Raw genomic sequence first — 15,645 nt, forward strand, 5'->3', positions numbered from 1 at the left:
AAACCAAGTTTGCGTCTGAAGCGAGGATGGATTCCTGCAAGGTTTACCACTATTGCCTTCGCTCCATATCCCCCGCGACACGCGCTGCGTGCCATCTAACCACGCGTTCGTAACATGCTTGGATGGCATGGGGCGTGTCATCGATCTCAAATCGAACCAACTCGGCTTCGTCTGAGCCAATCCCACGCCTCTAGCGCGGTCTCGATATCATTACATTCGATCGTCTTGGCTTGTAGAGGTGCAAACCCCATCAGCCCGGGTGTGCCCCTAAGGATCTTGTCCACAAAAATAGCCGGCGCGACGATAGCACCAGCGCAAGTCAACGCCATAACTATGCTTTAGAAACGCCCGACTGGCAGCGCGAAAACATAACCGACGCCGCGCTCGGTCTGGATTACCCGCGGCGCGTCCGGATCGACTTCCAGCTTCCGCCGCAACCGCAAGATCTGCACGTCAATACTGCGATCGAAAATATCCTCATGGACCCGTGTCGCCCGCAGCAGATACTCGCGCGAAAGCGATCGCTGCGGTGACTCAAGAAAAGCCAGCAACAGCGCATACTCGCCCTTGCTCAAAGCAACCGACTTTTCGTTGGCGTCGACGAGCCTGCGTCTGCGACGCTCGAGTCGCCAGCCATGAAATCTATATCCTCCCCGCTCTGGATGGCGGATCCGGTCGGCTTGTCCCATTTCCTGACGTCGCAGCACCGCGCGAATGCGAGCAAGCAATTCTCGCAGGCTGAACGGCTTCAGGAGATAGTCATCCGCACCGAGCTCCAGGCCGACGATCCGGTCGATTTCGTCGGGATGATGGCCGGTGATGATAATGACCGGAATATCCGAATCCGAACGAATGTCCCTCAGGATATCCAGACCATCGTCCTGACCGAGCCGGAGATCGAGAATGATCAGGCCGGGCTCGGAGCATTCAAGATGACGGGTCAATTCGGCCCGGCTTGACGCAGCTTTCACCGACACAAAGTAATCTTCGAGGTATCGGGTCAGCATCTGGCGTATCTCCGGATCATCGTCGACCACGATGATGTGGCCGATGTTCTCGGTCCTCGGCTGATCATCACATTTTCTTGCCGCCACGTCGAACTGCCCCTTCAAAGGATCGATGGCGCTCTGACCGGAGCGCAGCAGGCGTAATTGCTAGAGCATTCTACGCCCAGCGAACCTATCGGCCGGCCGCTGCGCGGCTCAACTTGTACTGCCGCAGTCATGCCAGCCGTAAGCACAATGCCCGTGGGAACTTCATCGATATGGATGCGAATCGGAATGCGTTGGGCCAGGCGTACCCAGGTGAAGATGGGATTGACGGTCGCCCCCTTGATTGTTGGGCTGCGCGTTCGCAACGTTGATTGGGCGGGCGATGCTGTCGGGAGCCGATGGCGATGCCAAGTGTACGCTCCAGCCCAGGGGTAATATCGGCGATCGGGTCCCCATGCATCGGCACAAGGACTTGCGTTTCAGGCTGGGCACTCGAATTCAGGTTCAATCTCATTGGTCGAGGTCAACTGGCGCTGGATAATTGATATTTGATCCCGACAAACGCGCCGTCCAATATCTTTGGGGCTCTTCCTTGGTAGCTTTTAGCACTGACGTTGAACTGCGCCCCGTTCGGGACAGTGCCTGGACCTAGCGAAGAAAGGCGATCTTGCTGTAGGCCTCACGGAAGACCTCTGCTCGTCATCGGTGATTTGGATCGGGATGGTCACGCATAGGTCACCGCCACCTTGTTGAACGGGCCGAAGTCGGCCACGTAGGTCTCGCCTGGCTTCGGCCGTAGCATGCCCGTTAGCGTACCGGTGCTGATCATCTGGCTGGCCTTCAGGCCAATTCCAGTACGCGACAGTTCGTTCGCGAGCCATGTCAGTGGCACCATGGGATGATCCAGCGCTTCCGCTGCAATCCCCTTCCGGCGCTGCGTGCCGTTGCACGTGAGGACGACCTCCTGATTTGCTACGTCTCGCCTGCGCCAATCTTCGATCGGAGGTCCGAAGACGATGGCGCCCGAGCCCGCACCATCGGCGAGGATCGCCGTCAGCGGCGGAAAGGCGCCATCATGCACAAAGCGGCATTCCGAAAGTTCGATGCCTGGATGCAGGGAGACAACGACCTCCATCACTTCCTCCATCGAGTAAGGCTTCTCTCGCGGCGGAAGGTCTGCACCCAGGCGGGCCTGGTATTCGACCTCCGGAATCGGACTGCACTGCCTTGCGTGTTCGACCGTCGCCGGCGACGACTTAAGAGTGCCGAAGACGCGCCCGTAGATGGGCGCGTCCGTCCGCAACTGTTGTTGCAGCCTTCTGTTCATCGCCGCGATCTTCCAGCCCGCAACCTCCCAACCGAGCGCTTCTTCCACCATTCGGGCGATCCGGTACGCCGTCTCCTTATCAGGAGGAACAAGGCTCTCGTCCAGGCCACTCTGCTGTCGTCCCTCGCGGCGGAGCTTCGCGAGAAGGACAGCGAGTTCGTGTTGCCGTGACATGTCCATGGTCTACCCTTGTGCCAAAGAAGTCGCCTTCGCCGTCGGGACCGGAGGTGCTTGCAGGTCTGTAAGCGTCCGTCGGCGAGCTCTCCAGGTCTGCTCAGATTCGCGCGAAGGCAGGTGAGAAGCATACCGTCCACGTAAAGCGGCGGTCCCACAGACTCCGGTCGATGTTGTAGAAGCTCGATCCTCGGCAGGTGGGCGCCAGAGCGGCCGACCGTTTGGCGGCGGCTTCCCGGCCGGTCAGTACAACAACCCGGACTGCCGGTCCAAGATCGAAGCAGCTGCTCGGTATCGGCCCGACTGGAGACTGACCAAGAGTCGTTCTCCCTTCTTGATAGAGACGATAGGTCGACCCATCCTCGCAGTCCAAGACGATCAAAGACATACTTCAGATGTGAGACGACTTGGCGAAACGATTTCACACGTCGCGATCGATCTCGATCGAACCATCGTCGGTATTGGATCGAAACGTCACAGCCCAATATCGCTCTTAAGGACCGAAACGGAATTGGGATTTGAAATCGCGACAGCGAAGAGCTTGCCGATGCTCTCGGGCCCTCTGGCACCGGCGTTGGACGTCAGTTCCCCTGTCTTTCCTGGATGAACGGAAAGAAAATGTCCTGCCATTTGGCCGGCCTTGACTTGATCTGGCCGGTTCTCTGCATGAATTCCGCGTATGTCATTACGCCGCCGGGCGACACGCTGAACACATTCTCGGGATCCCGCAGGATGCGTTCGACGTACTCCACGTTCATGGATTTCGATGGCTCGAGCCTGAGATAAAGCGCCGCCGCCCTGGCGGGATCTTCCTTGATCCGGTTCATCGCGGCGTCCATGGCGGTCACCATCGCCAATGAGACCTTCGGATTCCTGTCGACGAAGCGTGCGTTCGCCGCGAGCAGAACGAAGGTCGATGACTTGCCGAGGATATCCTCGGAGCTCAACACCCTGTGCACCCGCTTGTCGTCAGCTTCAAACTGGGCAAATGGCGCGTTGGTGAAGTGGGCCGACACTTCGGTGCCCGCCAGCATGGCGGACATCGCATCCGGATGCGGCAGCGCCACAACATTGGTGTCCAGCTTCTTCGGATCGCCCAAAAACTTCTCCGCGGCCATGCGAAGGCAGAGATTCTGGGGCGAGGTGTTGGCCGGCGTTGCAATGCGGTCTTGCGGGGAGAAGTCCGCAATCGTCTTTATCCGGTCGACGACCGTGTTGAGCACCATGGGGAACGACGAGCAACTGGCCAGTCCCTTGACGCCACCACGTGTCTTCTCTGCGATGATCAGCAGCGATGGGACTCCCATCACGCCCACGTCCGCTGTCCCAGCGAGGAGTCCCTCGTTGACGGCCGTCGCGCCGCTAACCCTCTGGAGCTTCAACTCGGCGCGCGGCTCCCCCTGCTCGGCAAGAGCAGCGCCGAGAAGCTTCTCCTCCTCGATCAACATCAACGGGAGATACGAGACGCCATACTGGATAATGGCGCGAACTTCGGCGGCCGACTGGGCTCTTGCGAGGGCTGGCAGCGCCATCGCGCCGGCCATAGCGCGAAACGCCTTGCGACGCGAAATTTTATTCCTTGGCATGTTTCCCTATTTCTAATGTCTACGCTTTCGCTTCTCTGGTGGGTACGGGCGCTGCTGCTTGAGATGATCCCCTGCTCCACCAACCGGTTGAGTTCGGACTCCGGCATCGCGAGATCGCCCTGTACGACTTCGGTGGTGTGAGATCCGAGTCGCGGCGGCGCCTGGCCGTACTCGATCGGGGTCCGCGAGAACCGGATCGGATTGCCGATCATTCTCGTCGACGGCCCTCCGGCGAACAGGCTCTGTTCCACGACGAGGCCCCGCGCCACGACGTGCGGGTCAGAAAACACTTCGTGCATTTCGTTGATCGGCCCGGCCGGGATCTTCTCGTCATCGAGAGCCTGGAGAAGCTCCATCTTCGCCCACGACCGAATCTTGCCGGCCACGATCGCGATCAGCTCTTTGCGATTTCTCACCCGATCCGCGTTTCTTTGGAAACGCGGATCCCTGGAGAGTTCGGGGACACCGAGAATTGTCACAAGGCGTGCGAACTGTGCGTCGTTGCCGACTGCGACAACGATGTGGCCGTCGGATGTGGCGAAGGCCTGATACGGCACGATGTTTGGATGAGCGTTGCCGTGCCGCGCCGGCGCCTTGCCGGAAGCCAGGAAGTTCATTCCCTGATTGGCGAGTGTCGCGATCTGGACGTCGAGAAGCGCAAGATCAATATGCTGACCTACGTCGCTGGTCCGGCGCTCGTTAAGGGCCGCAAGGATCGCAACCGTCGCATACAGCCCCGTGAAGATGTCTGCGACGGCGACCCCGACCTTCATTGGCTCACCGTCGGCCGCGCCGGTGATGCTCATGAGCCCGCCCATGGCCTGCACCAGCAGATCGTAGCCGGGCTTGTCCTTGTACGGGCCCGTCTGCCCGAAGCCGGAGATTGAACAATAGATCAGTTTCGGATTGATCTGTGAGAGGGCTTCGTAATCAAGTCCGAGCCGCTTCAGGCCACCGACCTTGAAGTTTTCGACCACCACATCGCAAGATCGCGCCAGCGTGCAGACGATCTGGCGTCCTTCCGGTTTGCTGAAGTCGATGCAGACCGACTTCTTGCCCCGATTTGCCGCGAGATAATAGGCACTGAAATGATCATCCTCGCCGTCCCCCGTGACGAAAGGCGGCCCCCAGCCGCGAGTATCGTCCCCCTCGCCCGGTCGTTCGATCTTGATGACCTCCGCGCCGAGATCAGCGAGCAGCTGGGTTGCCCATGGACCGGCGAGAATTCGGCTCAGATCGAGAACACGCAACCCGCTCAGGCACGGTTTCATGGTCGCCTCACGAAAATGCCTGGATGCCGGTGATAGCGCGCCCCAGAATGAGCGCATGCACGTCGTGGGTGCCTTCGTAGGTGTTCACCGTCTCCAGATTCTGGGCGTGACGCATGACCTGGAATTCGCTGGAGATCCCGTTGCCACCGTGCATGTCGCGGGCAACGCGCGCAATGTCGAGTGCCTTGCCGCAATTGTTGCGTTTGACAATGGAGATCATCTCCGGGGCCATCTGGCCCGAATCCATCAGGCGCCCCACCTGCAAGGACGCCTGCAAACCTAACGCAATTTCAGTTTGCATATCGGCGAGTTTCTTCTGCACCAGTTGAGTGGCCGCGAGCGGCCGGCCGAACTGTTTGCGGTCAAGGACGTATTGCCTCGCACGATGAAAGCAGTCTTCCGCAGCCCCCATCGCACCCCACGAGATGCCGTAGCGCGCCCGGTTGAGACAGCCGAAAGGCCCCTTGAGACCGGAGACGTTGGGCAAAAGCGCGCATTCAGGAACCACCACGCCGTCCATGACGATCTCGCCTGTAATCGAGGCACGAAGCGAGAGCTTGCCCTTGATCTTCGGTGCTGAAAGGCCCGCCATCCCCTTCTCGAGGATAAACCCGCGAATCTGATTGTCGTGAGCCGCCGACTTCGCCCAGACGACGAAGACATCCGCGATGGGAGAGTTCGAGATCCACATTTTCGAGCCGATCAGCCGGTAGCCATCCGAGACTTTTTCGGCACGCGTCTTCATCCCGCCCGGATCGGATCCCGCGTCAGGTTCCGTCAGCCCGAAGCAGCCGACCCACTCGCCCGAGGCAAGTTTCGGCAGGAACTTCTTCCGTTGCGCATCGTCGCCGTACGCATAGATCGGGTACATCACGAGTGAGGACTGGACGCTGTTCATCGAGCGATAGCCTGAGTCCACCCGCTCGATCTCGCGCGCCACCAAGCCATACGACACGTAGCCCGCATCTGCGCAGCCGTACTCCTCCGGGAAGGTGACGCCGATCAGGCCGAGTTCACCCATCTCGCGAAAGATCTCGCGGTCCGTCTCTTCATTGAGGTAGGCCTCGGTTGCGCGCGGCAACAACTTTTCCTGGGCATAGGCGCGCGCCGTATCCCGGATCATCCGCTCGGCTTCCATGAGCTGCTGCTCAAGCAGGAAAGCATCGTCCCATCGAAATTGGGGATAGGACGTGCTTGGACGCGGTGCTCGTTCCAATTGACCCATCTATCGCTCCAAGCTGCTGGTGCGACGACGGTCCAACGAATGGGTGGTTATATCAATGAAATTCTGATACCATCGATAATTGCAAAACAGGCATAAATCAAATGAGCAGCTCCGGCCTCCCCGATCTCACCTCGCGTCAACTTGAGACGGTTTTGGCGCTTGCCGAATACGGCAGCTTCATTGCTGCGGCTGCGCTGTTGAAGACCTCCCAGCCCGCCGTCACGCGCACGGTCAAGCACGTAGAGGAAGTGCTCGGACTCAAGCTGTTCGATCGCAGCACTCGCTCGGTGCAGATTACTGCCGCGGGCAAGGAGTTTGTCGGCGTCGCGGCACGTATGCTGAACGATTTGAAGATCACCATCCGCAGCATGCGTGAGCTGTCCGACCAGAGGAGAGGTCAGGTCATCATCTCAAGCATCATGTCGGTCGCGAACGGAAAGCTGCCGGGACTCGTTTCAGCATATCGTCTCGACCATCCAGGTATCGAACTGCATGTCCGGGATGGTGTTCATGGCGCGGTCATGGAAGACGTGCGCAGCGGTGCCGCGGACTTCGGCATCACTTATCTCGATGATCTTCCGGATCCATTCATGTCAGTCCCGCTCGGCAAGGAGGAGTTCACGGTCGTACTTCCGCGCCATCACGAACTGGCGAAGAAGAAGAGCCTTGCTCTGTCCGACTTGAAAGGTGCGCCCCTGGTCTCGCTTCCGAGCGATTCCAGAACGAGGCGTGTCATCGACAGCGCGGCTTCGTCGATCGGACTAACCTTGAACCACGTCGTCACGGTATCCCAGTTCGCCACGATGCTCGGCTTCGTGAGAGCGGGGATCGGGCTTGCCATTGCTCCGAAGAGCGGAGTTGCAAGCTTTCTCGGAAAGGAGCTGAGCGCCGTGCCCGTTCGAGGACGGCCTCTCGCACGCGACCTTGGGGTCATAACCCTCAGGGAAAGGGAACTGTCTCCCGCTGCGGCCGGATTGATGTCACTCCTGCGGTCGTCCTGGAACAAGCCGTAGCGCTCATTTATACTGATCTCGTATCAATCATGGCTATCAGGATTTTCTTGGCATAGAATGGATTGAGCCTAGGGTGAGCTCCGGGTTGAAACAGCCGGAGCGAGAAAATGGCACTTCAGACAGTGGAACAGGGCAGCGCATCCGCTGCCGTCGAGACCGTCCCGACCAGCACTGATCTCATCGAGCTTTACTTCGAACGCGGCTGGTCTGATGGCCTTCCCGTCGTTCCTCCCACCCAGGACAAGATCGATGCGGTCGTAGCCGCCCTGGGCGGCGATCCCCAATTTGTCGAATGCAAGGTCGCGCCGCGCTGGGGTGCTCTCACACGGGAGATCCTCGCGATCAACATGGTGATGGCGGGTTGCCGTCCCGAATATGCTTCCATTGTCCGCGCTGCCATGCTGGCGCTCACCGACCGTGCTTTCAACCTGAACGGCGTCCAGGCGACCACCCACGTCGCGTCGCCGCTCATCGTCGTCAACGGACCGCTCGCGGCCGAGGTCGGGATGAACGGCGGTCCCAATGTCTTCGGATCCGGCAATCGCGCCAATGCGACGATTGGCCGGGCCGTCCGCCTGATCATGCTGAACGTCGGCGGCGGCTGGCCGCCGGATTTCGACAAGAGCACGCTCGGCCATCCGGGCAAGTATAGTTACTGCGTTGCGGAGAACGAGACCGACAGCCCATTCGCGCCGTATCACGTCGAGCATGGGTTCAGCCCCACGGATTCGACCGTATTCGCGATCGCGGCCGAAGCGCCACACAGCGTCACCGACCACCAATGCAACGACCCGGAGGGCATTCTGGATACGATGTGCTCGGCGATGAGCACGATCGCCTCCAACTCCGCGGTTCTGGGTGGACACTGCACAGTCGTACTGGGTCTCGAGCATGCCAGGACGATCGCCAAGGCGGGCTGGACCCGCTCTGACATCCGCCATTATCTCTGGATGAACTCTGGCAACGCCTTCAGGGCAATCTCCCGCGATCATCGCTACGGCCAGGTCTACAACCGCAACCTGCCCAGGTGGCTGAAGCGGGATCCCGACAGCCGCATCCCGATCGTCCCTTCGGCCGACAACATCCACCTGTTCATCATGGGTGGGCACGCCGGTCGTTTCTCTGCATTCATTCCCGGCTGGGGCCACATGAGCACGCCGGTCCTCAAGCCCATCAATCCCGCGTCGGGTCCGGTAGACGACGGCTGCACCGACGGCGTGTGCGCGCTGTAAAACGAGAAGGAGGAAATTGAAATGTTGATGAAGGTAACAGACGCCAATTCGGTTCGCGTGTTCGATCCTCGCGGCATCGTGGAGTCCGCGAATACGCCGATCGCCGCCCGGGCGAAGAAGCTTGACGGTCTCCGGCTTGCGATCCTGGACAATTCAAAGTGGAACGCGAACAAGATCCTGCGCACGTCAACCGCCGCCCTCGAGAAGAGCGTGAATTTCGCCAAGGTGAACTACTACGTGAAGCACAGCTTCTCGAAGGATGCGGCGCCGGAAATGATCGCCGAGATCGCCGCGAACAACGATCTCGTCCTGACCGCGATCGGTGACTGTGGCTCCTGCTGCTCCTGCTGTATCCGGGATTCCGTCGCCCTCGAGAAGCTCGGCATTCCGGCGGCCGCCATCATCACGACCGAGTTCGAACGCGAGACCGAGCTCACGCGTACGGCGCTCGGCATGCAAGGACTGATCCCTGTTGTCATCGATCATCCTGTCAGCTCGATCACCCAGGCAGAGGTCGAGTCCCGCGCCGCTCAGGTCGCCTTGCAGGCCCCAAAAGTCTGGCTCGGCAAGTAACACGTCTTTCCTCCCAGACTTGGGCCCCGTCTTGAAAAAGCCGGGGCTCTTTTCCGCCTGCCACCCACCGATCTCTGATGATGACGACGCATTGCGGCAGGCCATGAACAGAAAGAACCAGGATCATGAATCGCACGACCGGTCGCTCCGCCTTCCTGTCCCTGCTGAAGGATGAAGGAATTACGCATCTGTTCGGCAATCCGGGAACCACCGAATTGCCGGTCATGCATGCGCTGAAGGACCATCCGGAGCTGACCTATGTGATGGCGATGCAGGAAAGTCTGGTCGTCGCGATGGCCGACGGTTTTAGCCGGGCCTCGGGGCAACTGGTTGCCTGCAACGTTCACGTCGCCCCCGGCCTCGGCAACGCCATGGGTTCGCTATACAATGCCAGGTTCACCGGTACGCCAATGATCCTGACCGCGGGACAGCAGGAACAGGGGCATGGGCTCATGGAGCCGCTTCTCTACGGTCCGCTGGTCCAGATGGCCGAACCTCTCGTCAAATGGGCAATAGAGGTGACGCGACTCGAAGATCTTCCGCGTATCGTGCGCCGCGCAGCCAAGATCGCCACGACGCCGCCTACCGGACCGGTCTTCATTTCGCTACCTGGTGATATCCTCAATGCGGAGACCCACATCGAGCCCGGTCAGTCAACGCGCGTCGATACACGGGTTGCCCCCTCCAGGGAGGCGCTGGACGCGCTTGTTCAACGGATACTATCGGCGCACCGCCCGGTCGTCGTGGTCGGCGACGAGATCGTGAAGAGTGATGCTCTCGACGAAGCCGCCCTGTTCGCATCGCGACTTGGCTGCCCGGTCTATCAGCAGACCATCGCCTATGGCGCCCATTTCCTTTCTGACCACCCTTGCTTTATGGGAGCGTTGCCGCGCGATCAGCAGCAGACTACCAAGATACTTGGAGCGCATGATCTGCTGATCGTGCTCGGTTCGGACCCGGTTCGGATGTCGGTCCACAGCGCGCACGAACCTCTGCCTCGCGGAATGCCGATTATCCAAATTGGCCTGGTTGATAACGATCTTGCGAAGAACTTCCCAGCCGAGATCGCCCTGAAAGCCGACGTGCGAGAAACCCTGCGCGTTCTTGTGCCCGCGATCGAGGTAACGGGAGGGGTACCTCTGGCCACGCTTGCTTCAGATCGTATCGAAAGCCTGAAGTCAGTGAACTGGTCGGCGAACCGCGACAGGCTTGTACAGGACATCTCGCGACGAAAGGACGCCGTTCCGATCGATCCCGACTGGTTGGCACTTCAGGTTGTCGATGCCCTCCCCGCAAACGCGATCCTGGTCGACGAAGGCCTGACGTCGTCGCGCTACATGGCGGCCTTGAAACGTCACCGCGACCGATACGGCTACCACCAAATGGCCTCCGGAGGCATCGGATGGGGACTTCCAGCTTCTGTCGGAGCCAGTCTCGCAAATCCCGAGAGACCAGTGGTCTGCTATTCGGGAGACGGAAGCGCGATGTATTCGATACAATCGCTCTGGACGGCCGCGCACCACAACCTGCCACTCACCGTTGTGCTCTTAAACAATGGAGGATACCGGATCATCAAGCAGCGCCTGCAGGCGTTCCATGGAACCAACCATTTTGTCGGCATGGATTTCCGCGAGCCATCCGTCGACTTCACGGGTCTCGCCCGGTCGTTGGGTGTTCGCGCCACTCGCGTCAGCGAAGGCGATCAATTTCGGAGCATTCTGGCTTCGGCGATCGAACGACGCGGACCGGAGCTCATAGAAGTCATCGTGGATGGCGCAATCTAGGCCGTGCCCCTAAAGCTGCCGAGCTGACGGACTCGCGAGAGTCCGCGGTGCCCCGACACGGCGACATCACCCGATGCGCCAGTTCCAGACCCATTCGCCGCAGCATTATTTGATCGGCTTGCTGACCTGCACCAGCTCGAGCACTGATTGCGATCGAGGGAGATGACGAGTGCATCGACCTCAGTCTCATCCCGCCCCTTGTACCGGCGGTGACGCGGACCTGGCACAATCGGTCAGAAGCACAATCCCGTGTAGTCGCAGCGCGTCCGGAATCAGCACCCGCGTAGATGAAGGCATCGAGATCCAAACCCTCATCGAAGGCCCCATAGATGAGCCCCGCAGTCTTGCGGCGCCGCTGCGCCGAATCCGATCGAGGCGTGGCCGGTCTTGATATGAAATGCGGTGATCCACGATCGCATTCGCGATGTCCGGCCACTTGACGACCATACGACGAATGGTCGGCCGAGATCGGGAAGAAAGCGGCTAGTCTCCGCCGAGATGCTACTGGTCTTGAACCAAAGGCCAAACGAGGGTCGTCAGACACAGCACGGCGGAGCCGATCACGATTCCAACCAGACGCTCCAGCCCGGGGGTAATATCTGTGATCGGAGCTGGTCCCTGAACAAGGGTGATGAGAAGCCCGAGCGTGAACTGCGTTCCGAGATAGTTGATCTCCTTTCCTGTCTGGATCTGGTAGCCGATCCAGACGCCGGCTGCGAGCGTGAGCACGGTTACCGGCAGTCCTGTGCCGAACAGGCCAATAGAGACAAGAGCGGCCGCGCTACCAAGCAGGCAGCCGAGCGTCCTGTGGGCTATCCTCTCGTAGATCGTGGCGTATCGGCGTTTCCCCACCGCGGCCGATGGGACGATCATGACGACGTATGATGTGACCGCAGTTTGTGAGAATTCCTCAATGCCGAACCACCGCCAGACGAATGGAAGCAGAGCGACGGCCAGCGCCGCGCGCGTACTGTGCTCGAGCAGCAGCCAATGGCCTCGCAGCCAATTCTCATTCAACCAATCATGCAGGCGTCCGCACCAGAGCCTGTCTTGAGCATGTTCTTCCCTGCGGTCCGACGTATCCGAATACAGGCTTGCAACGACAAGGCATGTGCACGTTCCGACCGTAATCTCCGCCACCCGCGTGGCTGCGAAATGCACGACAAAGTCTGGCGAGGCGAGCGCCTCGGTGGTTACCATCCCGGCGGTAAGGCCAAAGAACAGCCACGCGTAACTGTAGTTGGTCGCAAGCGACTGAAAGGTACCGATCCATGACACAAGGAGGAGGAAAACCATCAAGAGCAAAGGGTCATTCGCAGTTCCGGGCGCCACCAAAAGTCCGAGCAGTGCTCCACCAGCAGTGCCAATGATGCGCATGAGTCCCCGCCGGAACGTCTCGACGATGCTGCCACGCATCACCATGTAGCCGCTGAACGCTGCCCAGGAGAGATCATCAAGGTTGAGAACGGATGACGTTGCGACAGCGACCAACACCGACAGCACACGTTTTGCTGCCTCTCTGGCGCGCGGGCCGCGAAGCTCGAGCGATTTGAGCTCACGCGCCAGGGCTCGCGGTATGGGTCGCAGGGCCGATATCAGGAGCAGCATCGTCGGGATTCTCCCAATCAGTAGATGACCAGGACGCGGGCGTCGACACCCATGAAAAATTGGTCGCGCCCGGGAGATTCGAGCAGCGTGAATCGAACTGGAATCCGTCGTTGCAGGCGAATCCAGTTCACCGTTGGAGATACGTAAGGGACTAGTGTCTCGCTTCCTTGCTGGCGACTAATGCCGTGCGCCAGACCTTGGATGCGCGCGCGATAAAGATGCCAGGGATGGCTGTCAAGCCAGATCCAGGCGAGGCCGCCGGGATGGAGGTGTCGTAGATAATATTCCTTGTAATTGGCAACGACGCGCCAGGCGTTTCCATCGACGATCGCAACCGCTGCCTGGCTCGTGGAAACCATGTCGCCAGTTTGAATGGCAAGATGCGTCACGAAACCATCAACGGGCGCCACGACTTTGGTGCGGCCCAAGCGCCATTCGGCGAGAAGACGTGCAGCGTGGGCCGATGAGACGGCAGCCTTATCCAGGCTGAGAGTCTCGTTCTCCTTCTGCAAGGCAGCTTCGGCAGCATGTTGCTGGGCCGCGCTCTGCTCCTCGGTGGTACGAGTCGTGTCGAGGGCCTGCGCGGAGATCGTACCGGACTGGGCAAGCGGCGTGTCACGGCGGAGGTTTGCCGCGGCGAGCCTCTCGGCAGCACCCGCCGCTTCCTTCTGCGCCTGCAGAACCTGCAACTGCGCCCGGTCGACCGGCAGCTGAGCCTCAGTTCGCGCCTCCTCCGCGCGCGCTTGCTCTACGGCCAATCTGAACGGAACCGGATCGATGGAAAAGAGGAGCGTTCCGCGCTCCACCCATTCGTTGTCCTTCACAAAAACCGCTGCGATCGGACCCGTGACTTCCGGCGTGATCGATACGACATCCGACGTGACGTATGCGTCGTCCGTGTAGGCGAACAGATAGCTGGATATCCACCAGGCCAGAACAGTCGCTGCAATGGCAAGGAGGAACAGCAAGGCGCGCTGGCGCCGCGACAAGACGGGCGATCGATCGAGCTCGGGTGTCGCGGACAGCGGAGGTGCAGCAACCGGAATATCTGGCTCTTTGTTCCTGACCGCCGGCTCAGGGATGGACTTGCCGTTCAGGCTGATATTTACGCTCTGATCCAATTTCGATCGTCCAGGTCAATCGGGCTCCGGATGATGGATATTTGATTTCAGTCGTCGCGAGGTCAAATATATAGGAAGAACGATCTCGATAGCTTTTGGCACTGACATGGAACTTCGCCACATCCGTTATTTCCTCGCGGTCGCCGAGGAGCAAAACTTCACACGCGCCGCTGCGCGCGTTGGAATCGGGCAGCCGCCGTTGAGCCAGCAGATCAAGGATCTTGAGGCCGAAGTCGGGGCTGCGCTCTTTCATCGCATTCCGCAGGGTGCTGAACTGACAGCGGCAGGGCGCGCGTTTCTGGAAAACGTGCGGGTCATTCCGGTGCAGGCGGAGCGCTCCATTCGCGCCGCGCAGAGGGCTGCGCGGGGTCAAATCGGTTCGCTGCGGGTCGGCTTTACCAACTCGGCACCATTTAATCCCGTTGTTACCTCGACAATCCGATCGTTTCGCCGAGCTTATCCCGATGTGGATCTGACGCTGGAGGAAGCAAGCACATCCCGCCTCCTTGCGGGCCTTCGGGAAGGAGAGCTGGACGCGGTGTTCCTGCGCCCCGATGAGGGCGAGGACGATCTACAGTTTCGGCGTCTCTCCAACGAGCCGATGCTCGTCGTATTGCCCGCAAGCCATCCGGTGGCGAAGTCGACTGAAATCGATCTTATCAGGCTGAAGGGGGATCCGCTCATTCTGACGCCGCGCGGATCGGCCTGGGTTGACACAGTCATCGCGGTCTGTCGGCGGGCGGGCTTCGAGCCAACCCTCGGGCAGTCCGCGCCGCAGATCAGCTCTGTCGTCAGCCTGGTGGCAGCTGAGCTTGGCTTTTCGCTCGTGCCGGCGTCAATGCGCCAGCTTCATGTAACTGGCGTCACCTATCGCGAGGTCAAAGGGGACGCTCCAATCGCGCGCTTGGCTCTGGCGTTCCGGCGTGGCGAGACCTCGAAGATCGTCCGCAACTTCATTGCCCAGGCGGTGGCGTGAAGCAGGTCTGCCCCGGCAAAGAAAGGCCAGGCAACCTCCTCGGGGAGAGTTTTTCCAATAGATCCACGTCTCGTGGTGTTCCGGCGAAGAGCTCAGCCAGGAGTTCTGCGGTTGTCAGCCCCAGCGTAAACCCCTGGTGGCCGTGACCGATGTTAAACCACATCCCCCGATGCCGGGGAGCCCGCCTGATCACTGGCAGCATATCCGGAGGGCAAGGCCGGTATCCATGCCAGGGTTCATGCTCGATGGGCTGTCCCAATGGCAGAATTTCGCGTGCGCCTGCTTCTGCACGCTGAAGCTGGACGGGTGTCGCACATGAGCCGAATTCAACAAGCTCAGCTCCAGTGGCAATCCGGAGACCGGCCTTCATTGGAGCCATCAAGGCAGCGCTCGCCACGTCAGCCAAAGGAAGATTGAGTGTGCCTTCGGTTGTGAAATGCCTGTGATAGCCGCTCTTTCGTAGCATGGACAAACGATATCCGAACCACTTCAAGAGCTCGGGTGACCACGGGCCAAGCGCGACTACGACATTTCCTGCCTGCAATTGTCCTGCGTCAACCGGCGCCCGATTGCCGCAAGGTCATGGCGTCGCCGACGACAAAGTGGCCCCCGTGCCCTTTCCAAGTGTCGTGCATAGGACCTTACGAGCCCACCCGGATCACGAAAGGGACATGCACCGCTCGCGGTTGAATAGCTGCCCGTCATCAACAGGCAATGTACCGTTCCGCCAATTCGGGCACTGACATTTCCAGCGGCGATGAAG

Annotated in this window: 13 protein-coding genes; 5 read left to right on the forward strand and 8 right to left on the reverse strand. The window is 60.0% G+C overall.

Annotation, left to right across the window (positions count from 1 at the left end; translation table 11 throughout):
- Positions 1–338: 338 nt before the first annotated feature.
- The 5 genes from AB7535_RS25895 to AB7535_RS25915 form a co-directional block, all read right to left on the reverse strand.
- Positions 339–1,094 (reverse strand): response regulator, encoded by a 756-nt coding sequence (locus AB7535_RS25895; RefSeq protein ID WP_439037367.1) that lies wholly within the window; start codon positions 1,092–1,094, stop codon positions 339–341.
- A 622-nt stretch (positions 1,095–1,716) separates the two neighbouring features.
- On the reverse strand, positions 1,717–2,499 hold the full coding sequence (locus AB7535_RS25900) for a 2-keto-4-pentenoate hydratase (RefSeq protein WP_439037126.1): 783 nt from the start codon (positions 2,497–2,499) through the stop codon (positions 1,717–1,719).
- 575 nt (positions 2,500–3,074) lie between these two features.
- On the reverse strand, positions 3,075–4,037 hold the full coding sequence (locus AB7535_RS25905; protein ID WP_439037127.1) for an ABC transporter substrate-binding protein: 963 nt from the start codon (positions 4,035–4,037) through the stop codon (positions 3,075–3,077).
- Positions 3,941–5,350, reverse strand: a complete 1,410-nt coding sequence (locus AB7535_RS25910; protein ID WP_439037128.1) for a CaiB/BaiF CoA transferase family protein — start codon at positions 5,348–5,350, stop codon at positions 3,941–3,943. Before AB7535_RS25910 ends, AB7535_RS25905 begins: the two co-directional genes overlap by 97 nt.
- A gap of 7 nt (positions 5,351–5,357) precedes the next feature.
- Positions 5,358–6,575: an acyl-CoA dehydrogenase gene (locus tag AB7535_RS25915; protein WP_439037129.1), complete on the reverse strand. Its 1,218-nt coding sequence runs from the start codon at positions 6,573–6,575 to the stop codon at positions 5,358–5,360.
- Positions 6,576–6,676: 101 nt separating this feature from the next.
- On the opposite strand from AB7535_RS25915, the gene AB7535_RS25920 reads away from it, so the two are divergent.
- The 4 genes from AB7535_RS25920 (at position 6,677) to AB7535_RS25935 (ending at position 11,177) form a co-directional block, all read left to right on the forward strand.
- Positions 6,677–7,588: a LysR family transcriptional regulator gene (locus AB7535_RS25920; RefSeq protein WP_354119685.1), complete on the forward strand. Its 912-nt coding sequence runs from the start codon at positions 6,677–6,679 to the stop codon at positions 7,586–7,588.
- A 107-nt stretch (positions 7,589–7,695) separates the two neighbouring features.
- On the forward strand, positions 7,696–8,820 hold the full coding sequence (locus AB7535_RS25925; RefSeq protein WP_441279800.1) for a hypothetical protein: 1,125 nt from the start codon (positions 7,696–7,698) through the stop codon (positions 8,818–8,820).
- Between the two features lie 21 nt (positions 8,821–8,841).
- A complete protein-coding gene (locus AB7535_RS25930) occupies positions 8,842–9,393 on the forward strand; it encodes a UGSC family (seleno)protein (RefSeq protein WP_210192208.1) in 552 nt (183 codons plus the stop codon).
- 122 nt (positions 9,394–9,515) lie between these two features.
- A complete protein-coding gene (locus AB7535_RS25935; RefSeq protein WP_439037368.1) occupies positions 9,516–11,177 on the forward strand; it encodes a thiamine pyrophosphate-binding protein in 1,662 nt (553 codons plus the stop codon).
- Between the two features lie 501 nt (positions 11,178–11,678).
- Here the strand turns inward: AB7535_RS25935 and AB7535_RS25940 are convergent.
- Both AB7535_RS25940 and AB7535_RS25945 read right to left on the reverse strand, forming a co-directional pair.
- Complete coding sequence (locus tag AB7535_RS25940) at positions 11,679–12,785, reverse strand: FUSC family protein (protein ID WP_439037131.1); 1,107 nt, start codon at positions 12,783–12,785, stop codon at positions 11,679–11,681.
- A 17-nt stretch (positions 12,786–12,802) separates the two neighbouring features.
- Complete coding sequence (locus AB7535_RS25945; RefSeq protein ID WP_439037132.1) at positions 12,803–13,906, reverse strand: HlyD family secretion protein; 1,104 nt, start codon at positions 13,904–13,906, stop codon at positions 12,803–12,805.
- Positions 13,907–14,012: 106 nt separating this feature from the next.
- On the opposite strand from AB7535_RS25945, the gene AB7535_RS25950 reads away from it, so the two are divergent.
- Positions 14,013–14,882: a LysR family transcriptional regulator gene (locus AB7535_RS25950; protein WP_439037133.1), complete on the forward strand. Its 870-nt coding sequence runs from the start codon at positions 14,013–14,015 to the stop codon at positions 14,880–14,882.
- Here the strand turns inward: AB7535_RS25950 and AB7535_RS25955 are convergent.
- A complete protein-coding gene (locus AB7535_RS25955) occupies positions 14,860–15,426 on the reverse strand; it encodes an NAD(P)/FAD-dependent oxidoreductase (protein ID WP_439037134.1) in 567 nt (188 codons plus the stop codon). The genes AB7535_RS25950 and AB7535_RS25955 overlap by 23 nt on opposite strands.
- Positions 15,427–15,645: the final 219 nt, after the last annotated feature.

The organism is Bradyrhizobium sp. 956_D2_N1_4 (assembly GCF_052076025.1).
In the GTDB taxonomy this organism is placed as follows: domain Bacteria; phylum Pseudomonadota; class Alphaproteobacteria; order Rhizobiales; family Xanthobacteraceae; genus Bradyrhizobium; species Bradyrhizobium barranii.

What these genes read in the sequence shown, in the direction of transcription:
- AB7535_RS25925 (WP_441279800.1), top strand. Translation starts at nt 7,696, where the DNA reads ATGGCACTTCAGACAGTGGAACAGGGCAGCGCATCCGCTGCCGTCGAG.
- AB7535_RS25940 (WP_439037131.1), bottom strand. Translation starts at nt 12,785, where the DNA reads ATGCTGCTCCTGATATCGGCCCTGCGACCCATACCGCGAGCCCTGGCG.
- AB7535_RS25930 (WP_210192208.1), top strand. Translation starts at nt 8,842, where the DNA reads ATGTTGATGAAGGTAACAGACGCCAATTCGGTTCGCGTGTTCGATCCT.
- AB7535_RS25900 (WP_439037126.1), bottom strand. Translation starts at nt 2,499, where the DNA reads ATGGACATGTCACGGCAACACGAACTCGCTGTCCTTCTCGCGAAGCTC.
- AB7535_RS25915 (WP_439037129.1), bottom strand. Translation starts at nt 6,575, where the DNA reads ATGGGTCAATTGGAACGAGCACCGCGTCCAAGCACGTCCTATCCCCAA.
- AB7535_RS25910 (WP_439037128.1), bottom strand. Translation starts at nt 5,350, where the DNA reads ATGAAACCGTGCCTGAGCGGGTTGCGTGTTCTCGATCTGAGCCGAATT.
- AB7535_RS25950 (WP_439037133.1), top strand. Translation starts at nt 14,013, where the DNA reads ATGGAACTTCGCCACATCCGTTATTTCCTCGCGGTCGCCGAGGAGCAA.
- AB7535_RS25905 (WP_439037127.1), bottom strand. Translation starts at nt 4,037, where the DNA reads ATGGCCGGCGCGATGGCGCTGCCAGCCCTCGCAAGAGCCCAGTCGGCC.
- AB7535_RS25920 (WP_354119685.1), top strand. Translation starts at nt 6,677, where the DNA reads ATGAGCAGCTCCGGCCTCCCCGATCTCACCTCGCGTCAACTTGAGACG.